We start from the raw sequence: 21,221 nt of genomic DNA, 5'->3' as shown, positions 1-21,221 counted from the left end.
CGACATCGCAGCGCTCGTTGACGCCGCCGAACTGCGAAGCGACGTCGTCGCTTCCTGACCGGGACCAGGCCAATCGGGGGCAGCCGGCCATCGGAGGCTCTCCGAGCCCGTTGTCCCAGGGTGTCACCGGGTGGCGGCGCCGCTGGCAGCCTGGCGCCGTTCGAGACGGATGGCGTAGATGCCGCTGGTGACGATCACCGCGCATCCGGCGAGGGTGAGCGCATCGGGGATCTCGGCGAAGACGAGGTAGCCCAAGACGACGGCGCCGAGCAGCGTCGTGTAGCGGAAGGGCGCCGAGACGCTCAGGTCGCCCACGCGCACGGTCTGGATCGTGAAGACGTAGCCCACGGTGAGGCTCAGGCACGCCAGGACGACGAGGAGCGCGGCGCGTGGCGTGACGGTGTTCCAACCGGTGAAGACCGAGATGGCACCGGTGAGGATTGTGAGCCCAACCGCAGTGATCAGGGCGACCGAAACGGCCGGGATCGCCTTGGGGACGAGTCGGGTTGCGAACTCGCGCACGGTCATGAACCCGGCGCCGGCGACGACGACCAGCGACCACAGCGAGAAGCCGTCGGTCGCCGGCTGCACCACCAGAAGGACCCCGGCGAATCCGGCGAGGACCGTGGCGTATTGGCGTCCCGTGACGGGCTCACCCAGTGCGAGCGCCGCCGTGAGGGTGACGGCGAACGGGACGAGCAGCAGGATCGTCTGCGCGTTGGCGAAGTCGAGGTTGATGAGCGCTGCGAAGAACAGCGCCGTTCCCGCCAGCTCGGCGGCCACTCGGCCGACGAGGGGTCGCGTGAACTGCTGCCGGGTGACACGGACGCCCCGGCGGCGGGTGATCGTAGCGAAGATCGCCGTCATCGCAATCCCGCGGAGACAGAGGGCCTGGTAGACGTCGAGCCCCTCCTCGGTAGCGGCCCGAACAAGTGCGTCGTTGGTGACGTAACCGACCGAGCCGACGATCATGTAGAGGGCGCCGAGCGAGTTGGGTGACAGCCCGGCGAAGCGGGCGCCGGCGGTCGAACGGGCGGACACGGCGCCGACGGTAACGGCCCGCCTCCGGCCTCGCCGCTTCACGATGGCCCCACATGGACCGCCGCCTCGGGTGCGGCGCTTCGAGTTAACTGAGAATCCGAGATCAACAACCAGTGGGGGACCGATGGCCGAGCGAGTGACCTGGGGAACGATCGAAGACCAGACGATCACGTTTCCGATGAACGTCGACGACTTCAACGCCGCCACGATGGGCTTCAGCGTGCCCGCAGCGGCGGCGGCCGCACTCTTGCCCGGCGACGGCTTCGAGATCATCGAGATCGGGCCGGGCGTCGCCCAGTTCATCATCAGCCTCTGCGACTACCGCGACAACCCGTGGGGTGACTACAACGAGGTCAACCTTGGGTTTCTGGCCCGGCCGGCGGGGGCGGGCGACGACGTGATCGGCTCGTTCATCTACCGCATGCCGGTGGACCAGCAATTCACCTGCGAGGCCGGAAATCTGGTGATGGGCTTCCCCAAGGTCGTCACCCGGATCGACGCCGACTACACCGACGCGCAGGTGACCTTTCAGCTGTTCGACGGCGGCGAGCTTGCGTTGAGCGTGACCGTTCCCCGCGTCCGGACCGACGACGACGCCGTCCGGATCGAGACGACCAGCTACTCCTACTTGAACGGCGTCCCCCACGGGACGCCGCTGGCGATGGACATGTCGGCGGCGGTCGTCGAACCCGGCGACGTGCACCTGACGATCGGCAGCGGGCCGATCGCCGATGAGCTGACGTCGCTCGGGATGCCCGCCGAGCCGGACTTTTGCAGTTGGGGTGAACATCTGACCGCGACGTTCCAGCTGGGGGCACCGCTGTGAGCGCCGCGACGAACCACCTCGAGGGACGCACCGTGATCGTCACCGGCGCAGCGGGCGGTTTCGGGCGCCTGCTCGCCGAGAAGGCCTCGGCGCTCGGCGCCAACGTCGGTGCGTGTGACATCGACGCCGACGCGCTGGCGGACCTGGCCGGCGAGCGGGTGGAGATCGGCACGGTGGACGTGACCGACCTGGCGGCGATGCGGGCGTTCGCCGACCGGGTTGTCGCCCGCTTCGGTGCCATCGACGTGATGATCAACAACGCCGGGGTGATGCCCCTGGCGTTCTACGCCGACCACGAGGCCGCCGCCGACGCATGGGACCGCTGCATCGACATCAACATCAAGGGCGTCCTGCACGGCATCATCGCCGTGCACGACCAGATGATCAGCCAGGGCCGAGGCCAGGTCGTGAACATCTCGTCGGTGTACGGCAACGCACCGGTCGGCGGCGCCGCCGTCTACGGCGCGACCAAGGCGGCGGTCAACGTGCTGTCCGAATCGTTGCGCCAGGAGTCGCTCGGCAAGATCAAGGTGACCACGGTGCGCCCAACCGGCGTGCCCGGCACCGGACTGGCCGGCGGGATCATCAACGTCGAGGCGGTCAACCCGGTGCTCGGCGCCAACAAGGACCAGTTCTACGACAAGCTCGCCCAGGTGTTCTCCGAGAACCCGCCGGCCCGCCTCACCGACGAGGACAGCATCGAGCTGGCCGCCCTGGCGCCGGGCCAGATCGCCGACCAGGTGATCCACGCCATCAACCAGCCTTGGGGTGTCAGCATCGCTGACATCACCGTCAGGGCGAGCAACGACGACTACATCGTCTGACCGTGACCAGAATCGCTGCTGGCGGCTGAGCCACGGTCGATCAGGCGCGCACGGACAAAGTTGAACGCCCCGCCGAGCAGAAACAGGGCGCTGCCCACGACGTACTGGGTGGCGAGGAAGGCATCGACGGTTCGCGTGTCGGCGGCGCTCTGCAGGCTGAAGAGATAGGGGATGGATGCGACGAGGAACAGCACCGATCCCGTCACGAAGGTGATGGCGGTGAGGTTCATGTACTGGAGAATGCGCAGGTCCCGGGCCTGGATGATCTGCAGCACGTTGATGACCGCTCCGCAGACGAACAGCAGGCTGCCGACGATGAAGCACACGGCGCCGGCGGTGAACATCCCGACCGATGACAGGAAGAAGATGCTGCCGACGGCGAACAATACGCTGCCCGCCACGTAGCTGGCCGCAGCCCATGCCTCGATGCGGTCCCAGATCGTCGGCGTCCCCTTGAGTGATTCCCGATGCCGGATCACCTCGAGCAGGTCGTGGCCCGTAACAGCGAGGTACATCAGCGAGGCGACGAAGAAGACCCACGCGCCGCGGTTGGCCCGGCTCTCGAAGGCCGGGAAGAACAGCACACTGCCCCAGACGAACATCACCCCGCCGACGAGGTAGACCCCGGTGTTGATCGCCTCCCACCTCCGGTTGTCGCGGTCGCTTGCGTGGGGGTTGAGGACGGCATGCTGCCTCGGACGGTTGACGAACATGTGGGGCACGGCGGTCACCTTCCGGCGCCGTCCGAACCCACGGCAGGCGCTGCGCTTGGATCCTAGGTCTTGACCGCCGGGACACCACCCAGGAGCGTGGGTCGGTGACCGATAGATGGGTGCCGAACTCGCATCGAATGGTCGACCCGATGATTCCTGGTGGGTCCCAGACCACGCTGGTCTACCTGCCTTCGTAGAAACTGTCGACCTGGTACCGGGTCCCAGGCTTGCTCTTCTCCCAGCAGCTCGCGTAATGCATTCCGAGGTTGTGCGCCGGAGCCAGATCGGCCCAGCCCCCAGCCCTCAGCCCTCGCGCCGGTACGACCAGAACGTCGAGGTCGCTCAACGACTCGAACGTGGAGTCGACGGGGGATGCTAGCCCCGCGTCGGCACTCTGGTCGTTGAACGCGGTGGTGTACGCCTGCGGTGTTCGGTTGCGATCAGGGGGTGTGACACTCTTGATGACCCTGACCGCTGCCGGTGCGGCTGAGATTCTTGGTTGAGCAGACTTTGCCGTTGAAGTATCTAATATAGAAGTTAGGGAATTCGCCAGAAGTTGGAAACATATAGGTGTAGGATGAATCTTGGGGGTATAGGTAGCCCGTCCATTTGCGGGTCTTGCCGCCGTATTTGCCAGAGCATGTGACTTTTGTATTACCGTTTGTAAGTTGTTTGTCAAAGCAGTAAGTATCCCTGACGCCTTGCTGGCTAAGAGTCCAGGTTATGTCGCTCGTTGTTGGGTGGCAGCCTGCCGCCAGCACCAACGTCATCGCTGCGACAATGGCCACGCCGGTTCGTTTAATATTCATGAACAAAAGCCTTTCTGAATCGTGAAGGTTGAATCCCGAAGTATACCGGTCTGGGTGTCGCCGCTCTACCGGTGCTGAGAGCCACTGTTCCTTGGTCACTTCCGGCACGGGGTCACCGACACCCGCAGGGACTGTTGCATGCGGGCTTTGAGCCGTCTGCCAAGACCGACTTCCAGGATCGGCAGCTGGCGCTCTCGATCCGCACATATCGCCGCCACGTATCTGCGGTAGCTAGTCCGCTTGCAGCGCACTACTTCGGCCCTTCCTGAACGCCGCACAATCCCGGAGATGCAACCGAAAGCGTCGAATACACGGCGCATCTTGGCTTCTTCAGGCGGATCGAAGTGAGTGTCACTCCAATCTGGTCCGGTCGCAGGGGCCCGGCTCACTCTCGATTGACGCGTGGAGGCCGTCGATGATGACAGCTTGGCCGGTCGGTTCGTAAAGGAATTCGTCCGCGTCCGCGAGGTACCCGCCTGCCGGGTACAGCAGCGTGTTCGGGGTGGGTGTCGGTGCGGTCTTGGTGGCTGTCATAGAAAGGTTGCTCGGGTGCTTGGGCGGAGCTTCATTGAATGGATCACTCGGTCTGAAGTATGGGCCGGAACGTAGACACCTTCCAGTACCTGACCATCACGGGCAGACCTACAACCAAGAAGGGGCGACTGGGATGTAGCCGTCTTGCTGAGTTGGCGGCGGCCGGTCTTGGTAGCGCGAATAGAACGGTTTTGCTGGGAGGCTCTGGCCGCGGTCGGTGCACCGCGAATTCGGACCAAAGGTGGGTAGTGACGCAGCCGCAGGCGGATTGTCAGCCGCGTTCGGGCCTGTCTCAACCGTGTGCCCGTCGAGTGACCCCCGAGTGTCCAAGACGGTGGCACCGGCATTCGGTGAGACGTTGATTGCGGACACAAGTTGTGAACGCCCGCCGGCGCCCTTCTGCTCGGCTTCGCCGGGGCCTCTCATATACGGTGGTTTGTGAGACTGCACAAGGCCCGGCCGTTCCGCCCAACTGCGGCGCCACGGAACCGGCGCATTCGCCCGGCTGTTGACCTGGACTATGCAGAGCTCGGCTAGCGATTTCATCGCCGCCATCTCCGAGAGGGGGAACGTTCCTGGTTCTAATCAACGACCATTGTTGCTTCGACGCATGGCCGTTAGTGTCGAACACGTGTCACCAGGACGAAGGATGCCCATCATGTCGACGATTCCCACCATTTCACGCCGAAGCCTCACCTCGGTTGTCGCCCTGGTCGGACTCGCAGCCAGCAGCTTCGGTTGCGCATGCGCTGCCCCGACGCCAACCGGCCCGCCAGCTGCGTTCAAACTGTTCAACCAGCTCCGCACTGACCACTGCACCAGCCTGGGCGAACTGTCCGACGCGGTCCAAGCCACTCGGGGCCCGTCAGCCAACGAGGTCACCATGAAGCTCCGCTCGGGCGACCTTCTGATTCTCAACACCAAGAAGAAGGTTGTCTACCCCGTTGGCGGACCTACCAAGGTGTTGAAGCCATACAGCTACTCATTTAACTGCGATCCGGACATCTTCCAGGGAACCCTGGACCACTGATCCGCTGGGCCAGGATTGGAGCGGATGAGCTGAGCCCTTTCGACTGGCGCACGACAAACTGGTCAAGAGTGGGTGGGCAGGTTCTAACGGTCAGTGCGGGCGCGGGCGCGGGCGCCGGCGTAGCGCTCATCGCTCCGAGCCTCCTCCCCTTGAGCATCTCAAATACGCCGTATTTGAGGCGGCCGGGTTCGGGCCGGTGAGCGTTATGCGGCGCCCTCACTTGACCGGCGGCGACCGACTTCGCCGTATACCGAGTGGCCGCTCGCTTGGTTGGAGTCGCAATGATCGAGTGGCTCGGAACCAGGCTCGAACCGTCAGGAACACCCGACTCTTGCCAACACCCATCGAATGTAGCAACATTGCTACATTCGATGAGGAGGCACACCATGCCCACGAAGCAGCTCACCAGCCGAGAATTCAACCGGAACACCGGCAACGCATAAACCGCAGCCAACAATGGACCGGTCTACATCACCGACCGGGGCAAACCCTCCTACGTACTGCTCACCTTCGCCGACTACCAACGGCTCGCAGCCAACCGACCGAGCATCATCGAACTCCTCGCCGAGCCATCTGGGGCCGAAGAAATCGGCTTTCACACCCCAGCCTCCTCCGAGATCGCCACACCCGCCGAGTTCGACTGATGTTCGTCCTGGACACACACGTCGTCTCCGAACTCCGGAAAGCGGCAAGTGGCCGTGCCAACAAGGGCGTCACGGATTGGGCAAAGAGCGTGCCCGCAACACTGATGTTCCTCTCAGTCATCTCACTTCACGAACTCGAACACGGAATCCTGCTCGCCGAACGCAGCGACCCACCGAAGGGAGCCATCCTCCGAACCTGGCTCGACTCCAGCGTCATGCCCGCCTTCGAAGATCGACTCCTGCCAGTCAATGCCGAGATCGCCCGCCAAGCAGCGGCGATGCACGTACCCAACCCCGCTCCCTTTCGAGACGCACTCATCGCCGCCACCGCCCTCCACCACGACATGACCGTGATCACCCGTAACACCAGCGACTTCGACCGCTTCGACAAACTCACCGTCACAAACCCGTGGACCTAAGCGAGCCCGACATGGCACCGCTCCCCAAAGTTCAACGAGAATGGGCGCACCAGACCTGCACATATCCCGCCACAGCATCCCTGCCCCGGAGTGCGGGAACAGCGCCCTGTAACGGCCCCAGTCGCACGCTGCATAGTCCCGGCCAACAGCCAGCCTGAATGTCCCGGACTCGTGACCGAGATTGGTCCGAGCGGCCGGCGCCTCAGATGAACACCGCACGGCGGAAACGTAGGGCGACCCGCGCAACCGGCCGAGGATGCACCACCATGGCTGCACTTCCCGCTACGCGGCTGGTCCGCCCAGTCTAGGTTGCAGTATCGAACCCAACCCGCGAACACGAGGAGCGCCAGGTGAGCAACGATGCGCCCAGGATCGACGGGCTGACACACACGATCATCCGCCCGGGTGGCGACAACGACGTGCCCTGGATTGCGGTGCGCAGCCAGCGCAACCCCGACGGCACCGAGTCGCACGTATGGGAGCGATGGGTGGCGTTCTCGGTGGAACCGCTGTACCTCGCGCTGTTCGCCAGGTGGGATCCGGGCATGATCGTGCGCCGTCACGGGCACCACAGCCCGCACACGCTCACCGTGCTGGCGGGCGAGTTGACCTGCGACGACGAGCTGTGCGGCGTGGGCACGCATCTCGAGCTTCCCTACGGCGCCGCCTTCGGGCCCTTCGTCGCTGGGCACGCCGGCGTCGAGCTGTACGAGGTGATGATGGGCGATCCCCGCTCGTGGAGCGACGAGCCCGAGGCAATGCGCCGGATCCTGGCGGAGCGGCGGGTCGAGCAGCTGCCCGACCCGCCCATCGAGCTGCCTGCCGGGCTCGATGACCTTCGGGGCGTCTTCAGCGTTGGAGGTTCCGGGTAGGGGTAGCCGGCCGCTCACGGCCGCCGTCGATCCTTGTGTTCGCGGGCCCGAGAGGAGGTTGACACCGCAGACCTCGGTTCCTCGGATCTTCAAGCCACCTGGCCAACGCTGAGCTGTTGGCCTCCTCGAACACCAGCTGATCGAGCGGTGTCAATCGTCGCGCCGACGCCACGACGCGCGGAGGTGCTCGCGGTTGACGGTGGCGATGGCGGTGAGCGGGACCGAAGCCGGACACACCTCGGCGCACTCGCCGTGGGTGGAGCACGGGCCGAACTCGGCGTCGAGCAGGTCGACGGTGGCTCGAGCGCGTCGACCGCGTTCGGCCGAGCCGCGCCCGGAGATGGCGAGATGGGCCAGCTTGGCTCCGGCGACGAGATGGGCCGCCCCACTTGGGCAGGCGACCACGCACGCCCCGCAGCCGATGCACGCAGCAAAGTCGAGCGCCCGCTCGGCCGCCTCGTGCGTGGTCGGGGACGCGTCCGCGTCCGGCGCGGTGCCGGCGTCGACGCTGACGTAGCCGCCGGCTGCCAGCAGGCGGTCGAGGGCCACCCGGTCGACCACCAGGTCGCGAACGACCGGGAACGACCCGGCGCGGAACGGCTCCAGCGTGACGGTGGCGCCGTCGGCGAAGCTGCGGACGTGCTGGTTGCAGGTGGCGACGTTGGCGACCGGGCCGTGCGGCACGCCGTCGATCGTGATGCCGCACGCACCACAGATGCCCTCTCGACAGTCCGAATCGAACGCAATCGGGTCGACCCCACGCTCGGCCAGGGTTTCGTTGAGCCGGTCGAGCAGTTCGAGCACCGTCATGTCCGGTGCGGCATCGGGGACGGGGTACTCCTCGAACGCCCCGGGCTGGTCGGCCCTGCGCTGGCGCCACACTCGCAGCAGCAGCTTCATGCGTAGCTCCTGGTCTGGAGGTGGACATGGCGGTAGTCGAGCGGCTCGCGATGGCGGACGGGCGGCTGGGCGGCGCGGTGCTCCCACGCCGACACGAACCGCCACTCGTCGTCGTTGCGGAGGGCCTCGCCGCCCGCCGTCTGGTGCTCGATGCGGAAGTGGGCACCGCACGACTCGTCCCGGTCGAGCGCGTCGATACACATCAGCTCGGCCAGTTCGAGGAGATCGGCTACGCGTCCGGCCTGCTCCAACTGCTGGTTGAATTCACCGGGCGTTCCGACCACCTTGAGATCCCTCCAGAACTGCTCGCACAGCTCGCCGATGGCGACGATGCCGGCCCTCAGCCCCTCGGCCGACCTGCTCACCCCGCAGTGCGTGTACATCAGCGCCCCGAGCTGGCGATGGAACCAGCTGGGCGGGTGCGTGCCGTCGATGGCGCACAGCCGTTCGACGCCGGCGCGGACCTCGTCGACGACCGCTCGAACCGCCGGAGCGTCCGGAGCGAGTGCGGGGGTGCCGAGCAGAGGAGCGAGGTGATCGGGCACGGAGTAGGGGAGGGTGAACCAGCCGTCGACCGACGCCGACAACAGTGAGTTGGCGCCCAGGCGGTTGGCGCCGTGGTAGTTGTTGCCCACCTCGCCGCCGACGAACAGGCCGGGGATCGAGGTGCGCTGGTCGTAGTCGGTCCACAGCCCGCCCATCGAGAAGTGCGCGCCGGGGGCGATGCGCATGGGCACCGTGTACGGATCTTCGTCGGTGGATTCCCGATAGAGCTCAAACAGGTTGCCGTAGCGCTCGGCGATGACGTCGCGGCCCAGCCGATCGAGGGGATCACGAAAGTCGAGGTAGACGCTGTTGTTCAGCGGGCCGACGCCGTGGCCGGCGTCGATCTGCTCGCGAGCGGCCCGCGACGAGATGTCGCGCGGCGCCAGGTTGCCGTAGCTGGGGTACTTGCGCTCCAGGTAGTAGTCGCGATCGGCCTCGGGGATGTCGTTGGGTGGGCGGTCGTCGGCCGCCAGCTTGGGCACCCACACCCGGCCGTCGTTGCGCAGCGACTCGCTCATCAGCGTCGTCTTGGTCTGCCATGGGGCGTTCACCGGCAGCGCGGTCGGATGGAACTGCATGAAGCTGGGCGAGGCGAAGTAGGCGCCGCGCTTGTGGGCCCGCCAGGCCGCCGTCGGGTTGGAGTTCTTGGCGAGCGTTGAGTGGTAATAGACGTTGCCGTAGCCGCCGGTGCAGAGGACCACCGCATGACCGGTCACCGCCCGCACCTCGCCGGACACGAGGTCCCTGACGACGACGCCCTGGGCGCGGCCGTCGACCACGACCAGGTCGAGCATCTCGTGGCGGGTGTGCAACGTCACGTTGCCGCACGCCACCTGTCGCAGCAGCGCCTGGGATGCCGCCACCTGCAGCTGCTGGCCGGTCTGGCCGCGGGCGTAATAGGTGCGGCTGACCTGCACACCGCCGAACGAGCGGGTGCGCAGCGACCCTCCGTACTCGCGGGCGAACGGCGCCCCGATGGCGTCGAGGTGGTCGATCACCCGGCCCGACTCCTCGGCCAGGCGGTACACGTCGGCCTCGCGCCCGCGGAAGTCGCCACCCTTCACGGTGTCGAGCACCATCCGCTCGACGCTGTCGTTGTCCACCTTGCGGGCGCGGGCGGCGTTGATGCCGCCCTGGGCGGCGACCGAATGGGCGCGTCGCGGCGAATCGTGGAAGGTGAAGCACTCGACCTGATAGCCGAGTTCGCCGAGCGCAGCCGCGGCCCCGGCACCGGCCAGGCCGGTGCCGACCACGATCACCTTGAACTTGGGACGGTTGGCGGGGCTGACCAGCCGGTAGCCGAGCCGGCGATCGGCCCACAGCCGGGCGGGATCGTCGCCGGTCGGCGCCCGGCCGTCGAGGTCTTCGCCGAGGTGGCGTAGACCATCGAGGTCGGGTGCGAACGTCTCGCTCGTTTCGGACATCAGCTGATCACCCCGACCATGACGGCCAGCGGGATCGAGATGTTGCCGACCATGACCACTGCGGCCAGCACGGTGCCGACGATCCACCCAACGCGCCTGCTGCGACCGGCGGTTACACCGAGGTCGTTGATGGCCGCCCACGCGCCGTGCATCAGGTGTGCGCCCAGGAACACCATGGCGATGATGTAGAACACCGCAACCGCCGGCCGCTGAAAGCCGGCGACGAGGTTCTCGTACGCGAAGTAGCGGGTGTCGCCCCCGATGGTTTCGGGGTGCCGGAACCCACCGGCGCCGGTGGTGCCGACGGTCAGGTCGAGGACGTGAAACACGATGAACGCACCGATCACGATGCCGCTGGTCGGCATGGTGCGCGACGTGAACGAGCGCCACCACACCACCCGGTGACCTCGGCTGGTTCGCATCGCTCCGGCGGCCCTCGCCCGTCGGGTGAGCATCCACGCTGCGCCGATGTGGCCGACGAGACACACGATCAGAACCACCCGGAGGGCCCACAGCACCGATTCCTGGGGCAGCAGCGGCACCAGAAGCTCACGTAGGAACCCGGCGTAGTCGTTCATCGAGTCCGCCCCGAGGTACACCTTGAGGTTGCCGATCATGTGAACCGCGACGTAGCCGATGAAGACGATGCCGGTGACCGCCATGGTCATCTTGAGTCGTGCGTTCGACAGCCTCGGGCGGAACACCGCCACGACGGCGGGACGCGCTGGCGGCCCTACCATCTTGGCCCCCCACAGGTGGGTAACCCGCGCACTGCGAACATGATTCGTCCTCCGTGGTCACAAGGCGCAATCTGGCTTCGGAGCAACGCGGGTGGGAGCAGACTCGATCTTGCTTCGGGCGACAGTACACGAGGCCGAACCGGCGGTTACCTCCCGTTGCGCTCCCGGTGCTTGCACCCGGGCCAACAGCACGGGCGCCGCTTGCCTTCCTCCAACTCCTCGTTGGTCCGACGAATTCGACGTGCGCGTGTGGTGTCCTGTTTGGCGTCTTCGACCCAGCAGATGAACTCGTTGCGGGCAAGGGGCGTGATGTCGTGCCAAGCGACGAGCGCGGTGTTGTTCGCCCGTAAGGCGTCGCGTAGGTCCACCGGAAGCTGGTGGACCACGCCTCCGGGTACCTCCTCGTCGTTCATGGCTCCCACGGTAGCGACCTGCGGCCTTCAAACCCGGGCGAAACGCAGTTCCAGAGAGACCCGCGTTTGATCCGGCTCGAAGTTCCGGCCGCCGCCGTGGATGAGATATGGGGAGAAGATGAGAGCCTCGCCCGGCCCGGGGTTTGGTCGAATTGGGCGGAGTGGACGTGTGGCGCCGGTAACGGCGGGAACCGAGAACTGCACCCCATCAACCTGGGTGCCGGCGACGGTGCGTTCGGTCTCTGACTCGGGCCAAAGGTGGCTGCCCGGCACGAGCGGAAGCGACGACCGCGAGGTGCTCCCCACCAGCGGGATGTAGAGCGTGATGCTGTCCTTCAAACGATCAAGCCATGAGTCGCGGTGCAGCGGATTGCTGTCGCGAGAGCCAGGTCGAACCATGCGAACCCCGAACACCTGCGGGATTTCCGAGTTGGCCATCACTTCAACCTGAATTGCGAGAAGCGAGGAGAGGCGGGCCTCAATCAACCCGATGTCGATGGGGAACTGGTCGATCCCGAAATAGAAGCTGCGCAGTCGGGATATCTCCAGGTGTTGCTCGCTGGTGGTGACAATCGTGTGGTACCGGTCCAGGCTGAATCCGGGAGGTACGTCATGGCCGAACCTCCTGAGATCCGCAACGATGAGTTCTGTCGTCCCTGCCAGCAGTTTCGCATCCTCCTCAGCCGTCACGATCTTCTCGACGGTGTAGCCGTCGGCGCGCCAACCGGACCCGGCAGTGAGGTCGTCCTCGTGATCGAGGAGCACCTCGTCGTCGCCGAACTCGACGGCGCCATCGATGACGTACTCCAGAAGGTCGTCGCCAATCGGAACCTCAAACCGGCGGGATTCGCCCCGTTCCAGGTGGGACGTTGCTCGATCGGACTGAGAACCCATGATTCGATGATACGGCGGCCTCGGAGCCAAACCCCTGCCCCGGGTAGAGTTCGGCCGCCCACAGGCAGCCGTGGATCGGGCTGGACGCGTCGGCGCACTTGAAGGAGACCGTGTGGTGCCAGGGGAGATACAGCCTGAGGCGGTGACCGTGGTGGTGCCCACGCTGAACTCGGGGCCGTGGATCGAGGGCTTCGTCGACGTGTTGATCGCGCTGCTCCCCGGCTCGCCGATCGTGTTGGTCGACGATTGCAGCGGTGAGGAAACACTGCGGGTGTTGCGGAGGTTGGCTGCCCAACGTGAGGTCCTGACCGTGATCGAAAACCCGGAGCAGGTGGGCCAGGTGCAGGCGACCCTGGCAGGATGCCGGATCGCAACGACCGAGTGGATCGTCACGGTGGACGACGACTGGCGGCTGACGAGCGAGATCCTGGGCAAGCTGCGGGACCTTGGCGAGCACCACGATGCGGTCTACGGACATGCTCGTCGACACTCGTCGCTGGGCAATATCGGACTGTCGCGGGTTGCACGGCAACTCGGTCCGCTGTTCGGGGTGCCACGATCGGTGTGTGAAGCCAGCTCAACTCGGCTGTTCAGGCGGGAGTTGCTGGATCCGGCTGCCGATTCCCCCATCGATATGCAACTGTTTTTCACCGCGCAGCGCGTCGCGTCGTGCGACCTCGATCTCGAGATGATCGATGGGGCGCAACGCCGCACCAGCCTGGGCTCCCGGTTGGGGATGGCCGCCTCCTACTTCAAAAATCGGATACCTCGGCGGGCACCATGGCGATAGCGCGAGCGAGGGTGTACCACTCGGTGCCGTTTGACGTTCGCAACCTGGTGACGTCCTCGGTGGCAACGCTGCGGTCTCAAGGTCCGCCCGATGACCAGGTGGTCGAGACGTTTGAGCGGCGCTTCGCCGAGCACGTCGGAGCAGCGCATTGCGTGTCGTTTGCCTTTGCCCGCACCGCGGTGCATCAGGCCTTGGAATCACAGGCGCTATCCCACGGCAGCGAGGTGCTGATGCCGCCCATCACCATCTCCCCGATGATGGACGCCGTGCTCTCGCTGGGGCTCAGGCCGGTGTTCGTCGACATCGACCCAAACTCGCTGATCTTCGACGTCGAGGCCTTCGAACGCGCGATCACCCCGAACACGCGGGCAGCGCTGATCACCTACCTGTTTGGTATCGCCGCCGACCCGACGCCCTTGATCGAGGTGGCGGCGCGGGCCGGCCTGTTCGTCATCGAGGACTTCTCCCACAACCTGGGCGCATCGGTCGGGGGCAGGTCGCTGGGCACGTTTGGCGATGTGGGTGTCTACAGCTGCTCGGCCACCAAGACCCTTGACGCCTATGGGGGAGGGTTGGCCGTGACCAACTCGACATCGCTGGCCGGGCTGCTGCGTACCGCGCAACGGAGGCTGCCGCATCCGCCCGCACGCCGAGTACCGCCCAAGGTGCTGGTTGACCTGGCTTGGAACGCCGGATCGCACAAGTCGATGTGGAGCGCGGTGGCCTTTCCGCTGATTCGGGCACTTCGGCGCTGGGCGCCGGGCGTCGAGGACGCCATCTCCGGCGCCAACACCCCCGGGGCGGGCACCGGCGAGCTGGCCCCCGAGGCGTTCGAACGGCTGAGCGCGCATCAGGCACGGGTGGGTCTGGCCGTCCTGCCCTCCGTAGAGCCCGGTAACGAACAGCGCCGTCGAGACGCCGAGCGGCTTCGAGGGGCGCTGCGGGGCCTCGGCTGCAGCGTCCCCCAGGGTGCGCCGGCCGGAGTTCACGTGTTCTGGCAGACGGTGGTGGTGGTGGACGACCCGGCCGGGTTCCAACGGGCGCTGGCCAGGCTGGGGATCGATACCGCGCCGACCAACCTGCCGCTGTTGAGCGACGGCGGTCTGTACCCCGACGTGGCGAAGTCGTGCACGGTGGCGGAGCGGATCAAACAGCGGGCGTTCTACGTGCCCATGAACAACCGGATGAGCCGACGAGACCGAGCCCGGGTGACCGACGCTGTGGTGCAGGTGCTGGGCGGCAGGGGAGGCGGTTAGTCCTTCGGTGAGTCGCGCGTCGCCACAACCCAGCATCCGGTGCCGCATCCGGGGGAGTAGCCGCGCCGGACCGCCGCACCCTCCAGGCGCTCCAGCCGGGCGGCGACGGCGTCCATGAGTGGGCTGGCCATCTCCGAGGCCACAGCGTCGCCGGCCGGTGGGCGACGCTGATCACGCCAAGCAATCATGCGGGCGGCCGGCCAGGCCCAGCTGTGGAGAAACCGCCGGCTCACCACCCGAAGGCCGGCGGCCTCGCACGGTTCGACCAGGTCGATGATGTCGAAGCGGCGTCCGGTGTGGCTGACCCGGTCCTGCTGGCGGAACAGCCGTTGGTCTGCTGGCTCCTCCAGCATCAGCAGACCGCCGTTGGCGACCTGGCGGGCCAGTGATTCGACAGCATGTCGAGGGTCGGTGATCGACCGGTGGTAGAGCGAGTTGAATGCGCTGACCACGTCGAAGGTCTCGTCGCCGAGCAGATCGTCCAGTTGGTCCACGCCGCCGAGGAGGAACCGTGCATCCGGGAGCCGTTGGGTGACCCAGCGCTGTGAGGCCGTTGACGGGTCGATGGCGGTGATGTGACCGTAGCTGGACAATTCTGTGGTGGTTCCGCCGGGCCCGCATCCGACATCGAGCATGGTGAGGGCGCCGGCGCCGGGCCCCCACCGCCCGAGTGTCGCGGCGATGCGATCGGCCCGCTCCCGGTAGAGCCAGTGCCACTGGTCAACTGTGGCGAGGGCATCGATCCAGCGATCATCCATCGGCGGGTTCCTCCTGCTGGTTGGTCATTGCCAGGGTGACGATCCGGTCGGCGTTTGCCATGGCCGGCAGGGTCACGGTGGTGGCCGGCAGGTCGGGAAAGACCGAGGTGTCGACCACATGGGTTCGCCGCCAGGCACTTGGACGCCCGAGGACGTCGGTGTCGAGCGGGGAACGTCGCTGGTGCCGCATCGGTAACGAGCCGCCGACGTGCCAGGACACCGGGCGCTGATCGACCAGCTGACCTCGGGGCGGAAGGGTCGCCACGCCTGCGCGGGCCAGCGCACGACGAACCGGGTGTGCCGCCATCCGCGCTCGTGCCGGAAATCGGTCGTTGGCGACGGTGCGGATTCGAAGCTCCGGGATTCGGCCTGGTTGCCTCGTCAGCGTCAGCAGGTGATGACCGGCCTCCGACGAATGGAGGTTGCCCAACGCGGCCAGTGAGCGCCGGGCCACCAAGGTGGCCAGCGCATCGCCGACCGGCAGGCGTTTGAGTCGTCGGGCCAGCTCGGTTTGGGTCAGTTGGTTGACTGGCCCGATCTGGGTGTGAACCCAGTGCGGAGAGTCGGCCAGCCTGGATTCGATGAAGAGCGATGCCAGCGACGTGGGCCGGGTGTACACGATCATTCCGGGCGGGAGCAGGATCGGCAGACCGAAACCCTGCGTGGTCGCCAGGCGGACCGGGCGATCCCACAGCCCGAGGCTTTCCAAAACGATCCGGGTGGAGGCGATGGCCCCTGCCGCGACGAAGACCCGGTCGGCCTCGATCGTGACCGGCCCGGACGGCCCGTCGGCCGCCACGGCGACCCGGTCGTCGCGCTCGATGATGCGACGCACCACGGTGCCGGGCCGGTGATCGATCGACCCGTTTGCGGCCAACCGTTCGAGGGGCGGGGCGCTGGACCAGATCGATCCGTAGGCGCACCCGAGATGGCAGCGGCCACAGGCCCGGCAGGCGAGCGAATTCTCGGGTTCGGACTGGACCGCCACCCGTGCGTGTCCCGCGATGATGCCGTGATCGGGACGAGCCCGGCCCCGGCGCAGAAGCCGAGTGAGGATGGTGGTGGCGGCGGTGGGGATGGGCAGCTTGCCGACCGATGCGGTGTAGAGCGGAAAGTCGCGATGCAGCGGGTCTTCGCCGCCGCTCAGCGGGACCTGTTGCATCACGGCCCGATAGTGCGGTGCGAGGTCGGCCGCACCGATCGGCCACGAGGCGAGGTCGGCCTCGGCGATGGGAAGCATTGCCCCACTCCAGACGCTGCTCAAGCCACCGACGGCCAACGATGGGACGGGAGCGCCGGGGAAGTCGCAGTCGATCGGGGCCCGTTCGTCGTGATCGGCGTATGGGTAGCCCGAGCCAAACGCCAGGTGCCGCGGAAGGGGGCGGACGGTCGCTCGGTCACCGGTCAGCAGCGCCGAGTCGGCCTCTGAGAGTGGTGCAGGCGGGTGGGCGGCGAGTCGGTCCGCCATCCGCCGACGGTCGGTGTCGAGGGTGGTGCCCCCGTCGAGGACGATCGGTCGGTACCCGAGCTTCACCAGGCGATGCGCGGCGGCAAAGCCGGTGGGCCCGGAGCCGATCACCACGGTGACGGGTGTGGCGTCGCTCAACCCTCGGGCGCCACGAGCGGACGCTCGCCGATGGTGCCAAACACCCGATCCCAGAAGACGGTCGTGAACCCGAAGTTGGCGCGGGCATCGAGGTTGTGGTGACGAAGGTGGGCGTTCCAGGGGGAGCGCGACCGGGCATCGGGCGTGAACGTCTCGCTGTGGGCGTAGCGGTGCGACAGGGAGTAGGCGATCGAGCCGATGCCGACGCCTGTTGCAAGCAGCAAGCTGGAGCGACCGAAGACGATGGCGCCCAGCGCCGCCACGCCGGCAAGGGCGAGCAGGAAGGACCCGCCAAACGCGATGGAATCGCGCCACGTCAACCCCAATGGATCTCGGTGGTGCTGGGCGTGGGATCGACGGATGAACCGCGGCCCCATCTCGCTGTGCATCAACCACCGATGCCCGCAGTATTCAACCAGTGTCCAGAGCACGAAACCCGCTGCGAGTTGACCGGCGATCACGCCGACCTCAACCGGGGACATCGCCGTCGCTCGTTGCAGTCGAGAGGTGCGAAGTGGGGGAGATGAACAGAACCTACCGGAGGCTTCGGCGTCCGGCCACCGGTAGCCGTGGTCAGATGACGCCGACCCCGACCCGAGACCCGGCGAGGGCTCGGCCGCCCAAACGGCCCGCAGCGACCCCATGAGTCCTGAAGTAGTGTTCACAGGCGATTTGATGGCTGGAAGCCGGGAGGTTCCCGGAGGGGAGACGCGTTGCTGGAAGCGGTAGAGGCATCGCCCGAGGAGTTGCTGGCCTCGTCGGCAGCGATCGAAACCGACGACCCGTACACGTCGACCGCCGCCTACGCGATGCTGGGTATCGACCGGTCGGGTGAGCTTTCGCCGGCCCTCCGGTCGACACTGGAAACCCGGGGCGCGTTCGCCCGCATGATCGCGGGCTCCGCTGGGGGGCCGGGCCTGCTGACCGTGCGAACCGACCGACCGGTGACCGAGCATTTTGGCGTGGCCGCCTGGTCGGTTGATCACGTGCTCTACGGCGGGGAGTCCGGTCGTGCGGACGGCATCGAGGAACTGCTCCGCTCGGCGCTTGGCGAACTCCGGGAGCGGGGTGCATCGTTGGTCAGCGTGCGGGTGCGCGCCGATGATCTGGCCGCGTTGGCGGCGTTCCAGAGCCACGGCTTCCAGGTCACCGACACCATGGTGACGCATTCGATCAAGCCCAGGCGTCCCGACCAGCCGATGGCGTTGCGCCGCGAATACGGCGACTTGACGATTATGGCGCACACCACCGAACTGCTGCCCGACGTCGATTCGAGCGTGGTGGATGCGTTTGCGGACCTGCTGTTTCGCTACTACCGGACCAGCCGGTTCCACGCGGATCGACGGCTCGACCCCGACCTGGCCAGCTCGTACTACAGCCGCTGGTGCCGGGAGGCGTTTGCCGGCCGCTGGTCCGACGGGGTGATCGCCGCCTATCGAGGTTCCGAACCGGTGGGTTTCGTGGCAGGCAAGTTTGATGACCTGGCCATCGAGGCGAGCGGAATCAAGATCTACGGCACCGGCCTGGCGGTGTCGAGCGGCCACGGCGGGTTCAGCGCCCTGGTGACCGCAATCGCCGACGACGTCGACACCGACATCTCCGAGTTCACCACCCACGTCTCCAACTTCCCGGTCCATGCCGCGATCGCCAACCACGGCTCCCCGCGCACCCTGTGGGCGACCCACGCGCTGCACCTGTGGCTGGATTGAACCGAGGCTCCAGCGAGCGTTGGCGGCGCCTCCGTCCCGGTGTCCTTCGCGCGCTCCGAGTGGGTGCGGTCGCCATCATGGGGGCCTACCTGCTCGGCGCAGTTGCCACCAACGTGGCGGGTCGAAGAAACGACTCAGGGTGGACGCCCTTTGGCGCCGAGAGCGAGTCTCCGACAGAACGGGTCTCGAGCCAGGAGATGGAGCCGCTCGACCTGCCCGAAACACTCTTGTGGGCGTTCGTCCCGGACCTTGGGGCCGCCACCGACCTGCTGGTTGCGTCGGAAGGTGGCGGGACGGAGATTGAACCGTCGATCCGCGACTGGAACGTTGGAGTGGCCATCACCGTGCAGTACTCCGCTTTTGCTCCCGACGGGCGTGTGACGATGCACGGGAGCACGGGCATCGCAACGCTTGAGTTCCGTCCGGCAACCGGCGATGTCGCGCTTGAAGCCAAAGACGGCGCCGGTATGGTCACCGCCGCCTTTTTAAAGCCTTGGGTGCAATCGGCGGCATCGGGGAGCGACGAGGTGTTGCTCGTGCGGCGCGACGAGAGCATTGGAGTTTGGCTTGACCGAAAGTACCTCGGTGACGTGGTGGTGGGAACTCCGGAACGCTTGATCGTTGGCGGAAGTGCCACGTCGTCGGTGCTGGGAGTGCAGCAGGCCGAGGTGACCAGGTGAGCGCGTCGAGCTGGCGTCGGGTGCTGATGGTGATCTCGGCCGTCTACCTCCTCGTGCAGATCGCCAACGTCATCCTGGTGGGAAGGTCGATCGGTTTCGGTCAGCTTTTGGAGCTCGGTGACTCCACCCTGTTCATCCAGTTGAGCTCCAAGCCCTGGCTTTCCGGCGAGCTCTGGGGCGGCGGTGGCATCGTTTTTGGTTATCCGGTGCTGCTGAAACTGTTTGGACTGGGCTTCGGCATGTTGCTGCTGCAAACCCTCGGCTCTGCAGCGGCCTGGCTGGTGTTGGGGTGGGAGGTGTTCCGCGGGTCTCACCGAGCGTCGGTCGGGGTGGTGAGCGCCGGCTTTCTCATGGTGCTGAGCCTCGCGCCGGAGGTTTCCTACCTCCATCAATTCATCATGACCGACTCGTTGGGTCTGAGCGGGTTCGTCGTGATGGTGGCGATCATGTTGCGACTGCTGCGTACTGGATCCCAGGTGGCGTGTGCGCTCGTCATACCCGTGGCGTTGGTGTGGGTGGAGATCCGCCCGACCAACATCGTGTTTGTGCTGCTCCTGTCGCTCGTGGCGGTGGTGTGGGCCGCGAGGTCACGACGACGTGACATTGCGGTGCTCGCAGCCGGCGGACTGCTGCTCTGTGCCGGGTTTGCCGTGTTCCACTCCCAGCAACGCGGACAGGTGGTCACCAAATGGGTCGTTGATGTCGGCTTGGACGACCCCGAGATTCGGGCGTTTCTTGTTGCGCAGGGCATGCCGATCAACGAGACGGTGCTGAGCCTCGGAGACGGGGCCGGCATTTCAGGCGACTATGCGGGCAGGATGGCGGCCGACCCGAGTCTGCGCGAATTCAACAAGTGGGTGGAGGACGAATCGCTCGACGCCTACACCAAGTGGTTGCTCCGTGACCCGGCTGCGTTCACCGCCGATGCGAGCCGATCGTTTGCAGCCTCGCTTCCTGAGAAGCCGCCGGACTTCATCATTGTGGGTCAGGAGTTTGGCAAGAAGATCACCCCGACCGCGCGTGATGCGGTTTGGCCGATCGGCGGATCGATTGGATCGCTTGCCTGGGTGAGGCCACACCTGCTGTTGGGGCTCATCGTCGGGTACACCCTTGTTCTGGCCACGGTGGTGCTGCGGCTCCGTCCGAAAATGTGGCGCGATGCCAGGTGGCTGACCGGCTGGCTCATGCTCTACATCCTGCCCGTCCACGTGGGGGTGTCGTTCTTCGCGGACACGGTTGAGGTGGTGCGCCATGGGCTGGGCGCCGCACTGCAGTTGCGGGTGGCGCTCGTCCTCTTGATCGCGTGGAGCGTGGACGCGCTCTGGGTGGGTCGAAATGTTCAGCCGACCGTGGGGGGCCGGGGAACCTCCAGCTCGACCCGGTCCAGTGCCACGGAAGGCTTGGTTGCAACGACCGTCGACTCGGACTTGAACTCGCCGGCGTTGCCCGACGTGGATGTGTCGAGGAGCAGCTCCGTGCCCAGCTCCACGCGGAGCTGAGACCCTTGGCGCTGGAGCCTCACCGTTGGGCTGTCGCCCAGCGCCTCAGACCACGGAATCGAGCGGACCGTGCGGCGACGGCCGTTGCGATCGGCGATCAGCCGAACGTCGTCGTCGGTGAACGCAACGATCCAGGTTTCGTTCGGCCACCAGCCGGCATGCAGCTCGCTCCCGGCTGGTGAGCCGAGGTAGTGCACCGTGAAACTCGCCGGCCGTCCGTTCTCGGAGCCGACTTCGAGCATCGCAGGCCGGCTTGTCGGCCGCAGGGCGGTTCCGTCCGACACCCATGAACCC

At 66.4% G+C, this 21,221-nt stretch carries 21 protein-coding genes; 10 read left to right on the top strand and 11 right to left on the bottom strand.

Features of this window, described 5'->3' with window-relative positions:
- Positions 1-123: 123 nt before the first annotated feature.
- A complete protein-coding gene (locus tag MPARV_RS0112450) occupies positions 124-1,041 on the bottom strand; it encodes a DMT family transporter (RefSeq protein ID WP_020378477.1) in 918 nt (305 codons plus the stop codon).
- A 124-nt stretch (positions 1,042-1,165) separates the two neighbouring features.
- Between MPARV_RS0112450 and MPARV_RS0112445 the strand changes: the two genes are divergently transcribed.
- The gene (locus MPARV_RS0112445; protein ID WP_020378476.1) at positions 1,166-1,867 is read left to right on the top strand and encodes an acetoacetate decarboxylase family protein; all 702 of its coding nucleotides are present in this window, start codon (positions 1,166-1,168) and stop codon (positions 1,865-1,867) included.
- On the top strand, positions 1,864-2,691 hold the full coding sequence (locus tag MPARV_RS0112440; RefSeq protein WP_020378475.1) for an SDR family oxidoreductase: 828 nt from the start codon (positions 1,864-1,866) through the stop codon (positions 2,689-2,691). The genes MPARV_RS0112445 and MPARV_RS0112440 overlap by 4 nt, the downstream gene beginning before the upstream one ends.
- Here MPARV_RS0112440 and MPARV_RS0112435 read toward each other — a convergent pair.
- Positions 2,679-3,404: a YrhK family protein gene (locus MPARV_RS0112435; protein WP_031278475.1), complete on the bottom strand. Its 726-nt coding sequence runs from the start codon at positions 3,402-3,404 to the stop codon at positions 2,679-2,681. The two genes, MPARV_RS0112440 and MPARV_RS0112435, sit on opposite strands and share 13 nt — an antisense overlap.
- A 440-nt stretch (positions 3,405-3,844) precedes the next feature.
- Positions 3,845-4,213: a hypothetical protein gene (locus tag MPARV_RS24795; protein WP_157789592.1), complete on the bottom strand. Its 369-nt coding sequence runs from the start codon at positions 4,211-4,213 to the stop codon at positions 3,845-3,847.
- 1,192 nt (positions 4,214-5,405) lie between these two features.
- Here MPARV_RS24795 and MPARV_RS0112420 point away from each other — a divergent pair.
- From MPARV_RS0112420 to MPARV_RS0112410, 3 genes are all read left to right on the top strand, one after another.
- On the top strand, positions 5,406-5,777 hold the full coding sequence (locus MPARV_RS0112420) for a hypothetical protein (RefSeq protein WP_012225503.1): 372 nt from the start codon (positions 5,406-5,408) through the stop codon (positions 5,775-5,777).
- A 205-nt stretch (positions 5,778-5,982) separates the two neighbouring features.
- On the top strand, positions 5,983-6,840 hold the full coding sequence (locus tag MPARV_RS25895) for a type II toxin-antitoxin system VapC family toxin (protein ID WP_320408789.1): 858 nt from the start codon (positions 5,983-5,985) through the stop codon (positions 6,838-6,840).
- Between the two features lie 350 nt (positions 6,841-7,190).
- Positions 7,191-7,712, top strand: a complete 522-nt coding sequence (locus MPARV_RS0112410; RefSeq protein ID WP_012225509.1) for a hypothetical protein — start codon at positions 7,191-7,193, stop codon at positions 7,710-7,712.
- A gap of 150 nt (positions 7,713-7,862) precedes the next feature.
- Here MPARV_RS0112410 and MPARV_RS0112405 read toward each other — a convergent pair whose 3' ends face one another.
- The 5 genes from MPARV_RS0112405 to MPARV_RS0112385 all read right to left on the bottom strand — a co-directional run bounded on the left by MPARV_RS0112405 (position 7,863) and on the right by MPARV_RS0112385 (position 12,629).
- Positions 7,863-8,612, bottom strand: a complete 750-nt coding sequence (locus MPARV_RS0112405) for a succinate dehydrogenase/fumarate reductase iron-sulfur subunit (RefSeq protein WP_020378469.1) — start codon at positions 8,610-8,612, stop codon at positions 7,863-7,865.
- The gene (locus MPARV_RS0112400; protein WP_020378468.1) at positions 8,609-10,582 is read right to left on the bottom strand and encodes a fumarate reductase/succinate dehydrogenase flavoprotein subunit; all 1,974 of its coding nucleotides are present in this window, start codon (positions 10,580-10,582) and stop codon (positions 8,609-8,611) included. Before MPARV_RS0112400 ends, MPARV_RS0112405 begins: the two co-directional genes overlap by 4 nt.
- Positions 10,582-11,250 carry a succinate dehydrogenase cytochrome b subunit gene (locus tag MPARV_RS0112395; protein WP_202948830.1) on the bottom strand — a complete coding sequence of 223 codons (669 nt, stop codon included), beginning with the start codon at positions 11,248-11,250 and terminating at the stop codon, positions 10,582-10,584. Before MPARV_RS0112395 ends, MPARV_RS0112400 begins: the two co-directional genes overlap by 1 nt.
- Positions 11,251-11,468: 218 nt before the next feature.
- Positions 11,469-11,735, bottom strand: a complete 267-nt coding sequence (locus MPARV_RS0112390; RefSeq protein ID WP_012225517.1) for a YdeI/OmpD-associated family protein — start codon at positions 11,733-11,735, stop codon at positions 11,469-11,471.
- A gap of 27 nt (positions 11,736-11,762) precedes the next feature.
- Positions 11,763-12,629 (bottom strand): phytanoyl-CoA dioxygenase family protein, encoded by an 867-nt coding sequence (locus tag MPARV_RS0112385; protein WP_020378466.1) that lies wholly within the window; start codon positions 12,627-12,629, stop codon positions 11,763-11,765.
- Positions 12,630-12,744: 115 nt separating this feature from the next.
- Here MPARV_RS0112385 and MPARV_RS0112380 point away from each other — a divergent pair, with 115 nt between their 5' ends.
- Both MPARV_RS0112380 and MPARV_RS22775 read left to right on the top strand, forming a co-directional pair.
- Positions 12,745-13,419 (top strand): glycosyltransferase family 2 protein, encoded by a 675-nt coding sequence (locus MPARV_RS0112380; RefSeq protein WP_012225523.1) that lies wholly within the window; start codon positions 12,745-12,747, stop codon positions 13,417-13,419.
- A 23-nt stretch (positions 13,420-13,442) separates the two neighbouring features.
- Positions 13,443-14,675 (top strand): DegT/DnrJ/EryC1/StrS family aminotransferase, encoded by a 1,233-nt coding sequence (locus MPARV_RS22775; protein WP_162143567.1) that lies wholly within the window; start codon positions 13,443-13,445, stop codon positions 14,673-14,675.
- Here the strand turns inward: MPARV_RS22775 and MPARV_RS0112370 are convergent.
- Genes MPARV_RS0112370 through MPARV_RS24790 form a run of 3 tightly spaced genes read right to left on the bottom strand, consistent with a single transcriptional unit; the run spans position 14,672 to position 17,521 of the window.
- Positions 14,672-15,433, bottom strand: coding sequence for a class I SAM-dependent methyltransferase (locus tag MPARV_RS0112370; RefSeq protein WP_020378463.1), 762 nt, complete (start codon positions 15,431-15,433; stop codon positions 14,672-14,674). The two genes, MPARV_RS22775 and MPARV_RS0112370, sit on opposite strands and share 4 nt — an antisense overlap.
- Entirely contained in the window at positions 15,426-17,039 is a 1,614-nt protein-coding gene (locus MPARV_RS0112365) for a GMC family oxidoreductase N-terminal domain-containing protein (RefSeq protein ID WP_020378462.1), read from the bottom strand. The genes MPARV_RS0112370 and MPARV_RS0112365 overlap by 8 nt, the downstream gene beginning before the upstream one ends.
- Positions 17,036-17,521: a sterol desaturase family protein gene (locus MPARV_RS24790; protein WP_012225531.1), complete on the bottom strand. Its 486-nt coding sequence runs from the start codon at positions 17,519-17,521 to the stop codon at positions 17,036-17,038. The genes MPARV_RS0112365 and MPARV_RS24790 overlap by 4 nt, the downstream gene beginning before the upstream one ends.
- Before the next feature lie 231 nt (positions 17,522-17,752).
- Between MPARV_RS24790 and MPARV_RS24785 the strand changes: the two genes are divergently transcribed.
- The 3 genes from MPARV_RS24785 to MPARV_RS0112345 all read left to right on the top strand — a co-directional run bounded on the left by MPARV_RS24785 (position 17,753) and on the right by MPARV_RS0112345 (position 20,927).
- Positions 17,753-18,748, top strand: a complete 996-nt coding sequence (locus tag MPARV_RS24785) for a hypothetical protein (RefSeq protein WP_012225533.1) — start codon at positions 17,753-17,755, stop codon at positions 18,746-18,748.
- Between the two features lie 77 nt (positions 18,749-18,825).
- On the top strand, positions 18,826-19,428 hold the full coding sequence (locus MPARV_RS0112350; protein WP_157789591.1) for a hypothetical protein: 603 nt from the start codon (positions 18,826-18,828) through the stop codon (positions 19,426-19,428).
- A complete protein-coding gene (locus MPARV_RS0112345) occupies positions 19,425-20,927 on the top strand; it encodes a hypothetical protein (RefSeq protein WP_031278467.1) in 1,503 nt (500 codons plus the stop codon). Before MPARV_RS0112350 ends, MPARV_RS0112345 begins: the two co-directional genes overlap by 4 nt.
- Positions 20,928-21,221 lie beyond the last annotated feature (294 nt).

This window comes from Candidatus Microthrix parvicella Bio17-1, from assembly GCF_000299415.1.
Taxonomy (GTDB): Bacteria; Actinomycetota; Acidimicrobiia; order Acidimicrobiales; family Microtrichaceae; genus Microthrix; species Microthrix parvicella.
The sequence above is the reverse complement of the archived record's forward strand: the minus strand, read 5'-3'. Positions and strand labels throughout refer to the sequence as shown.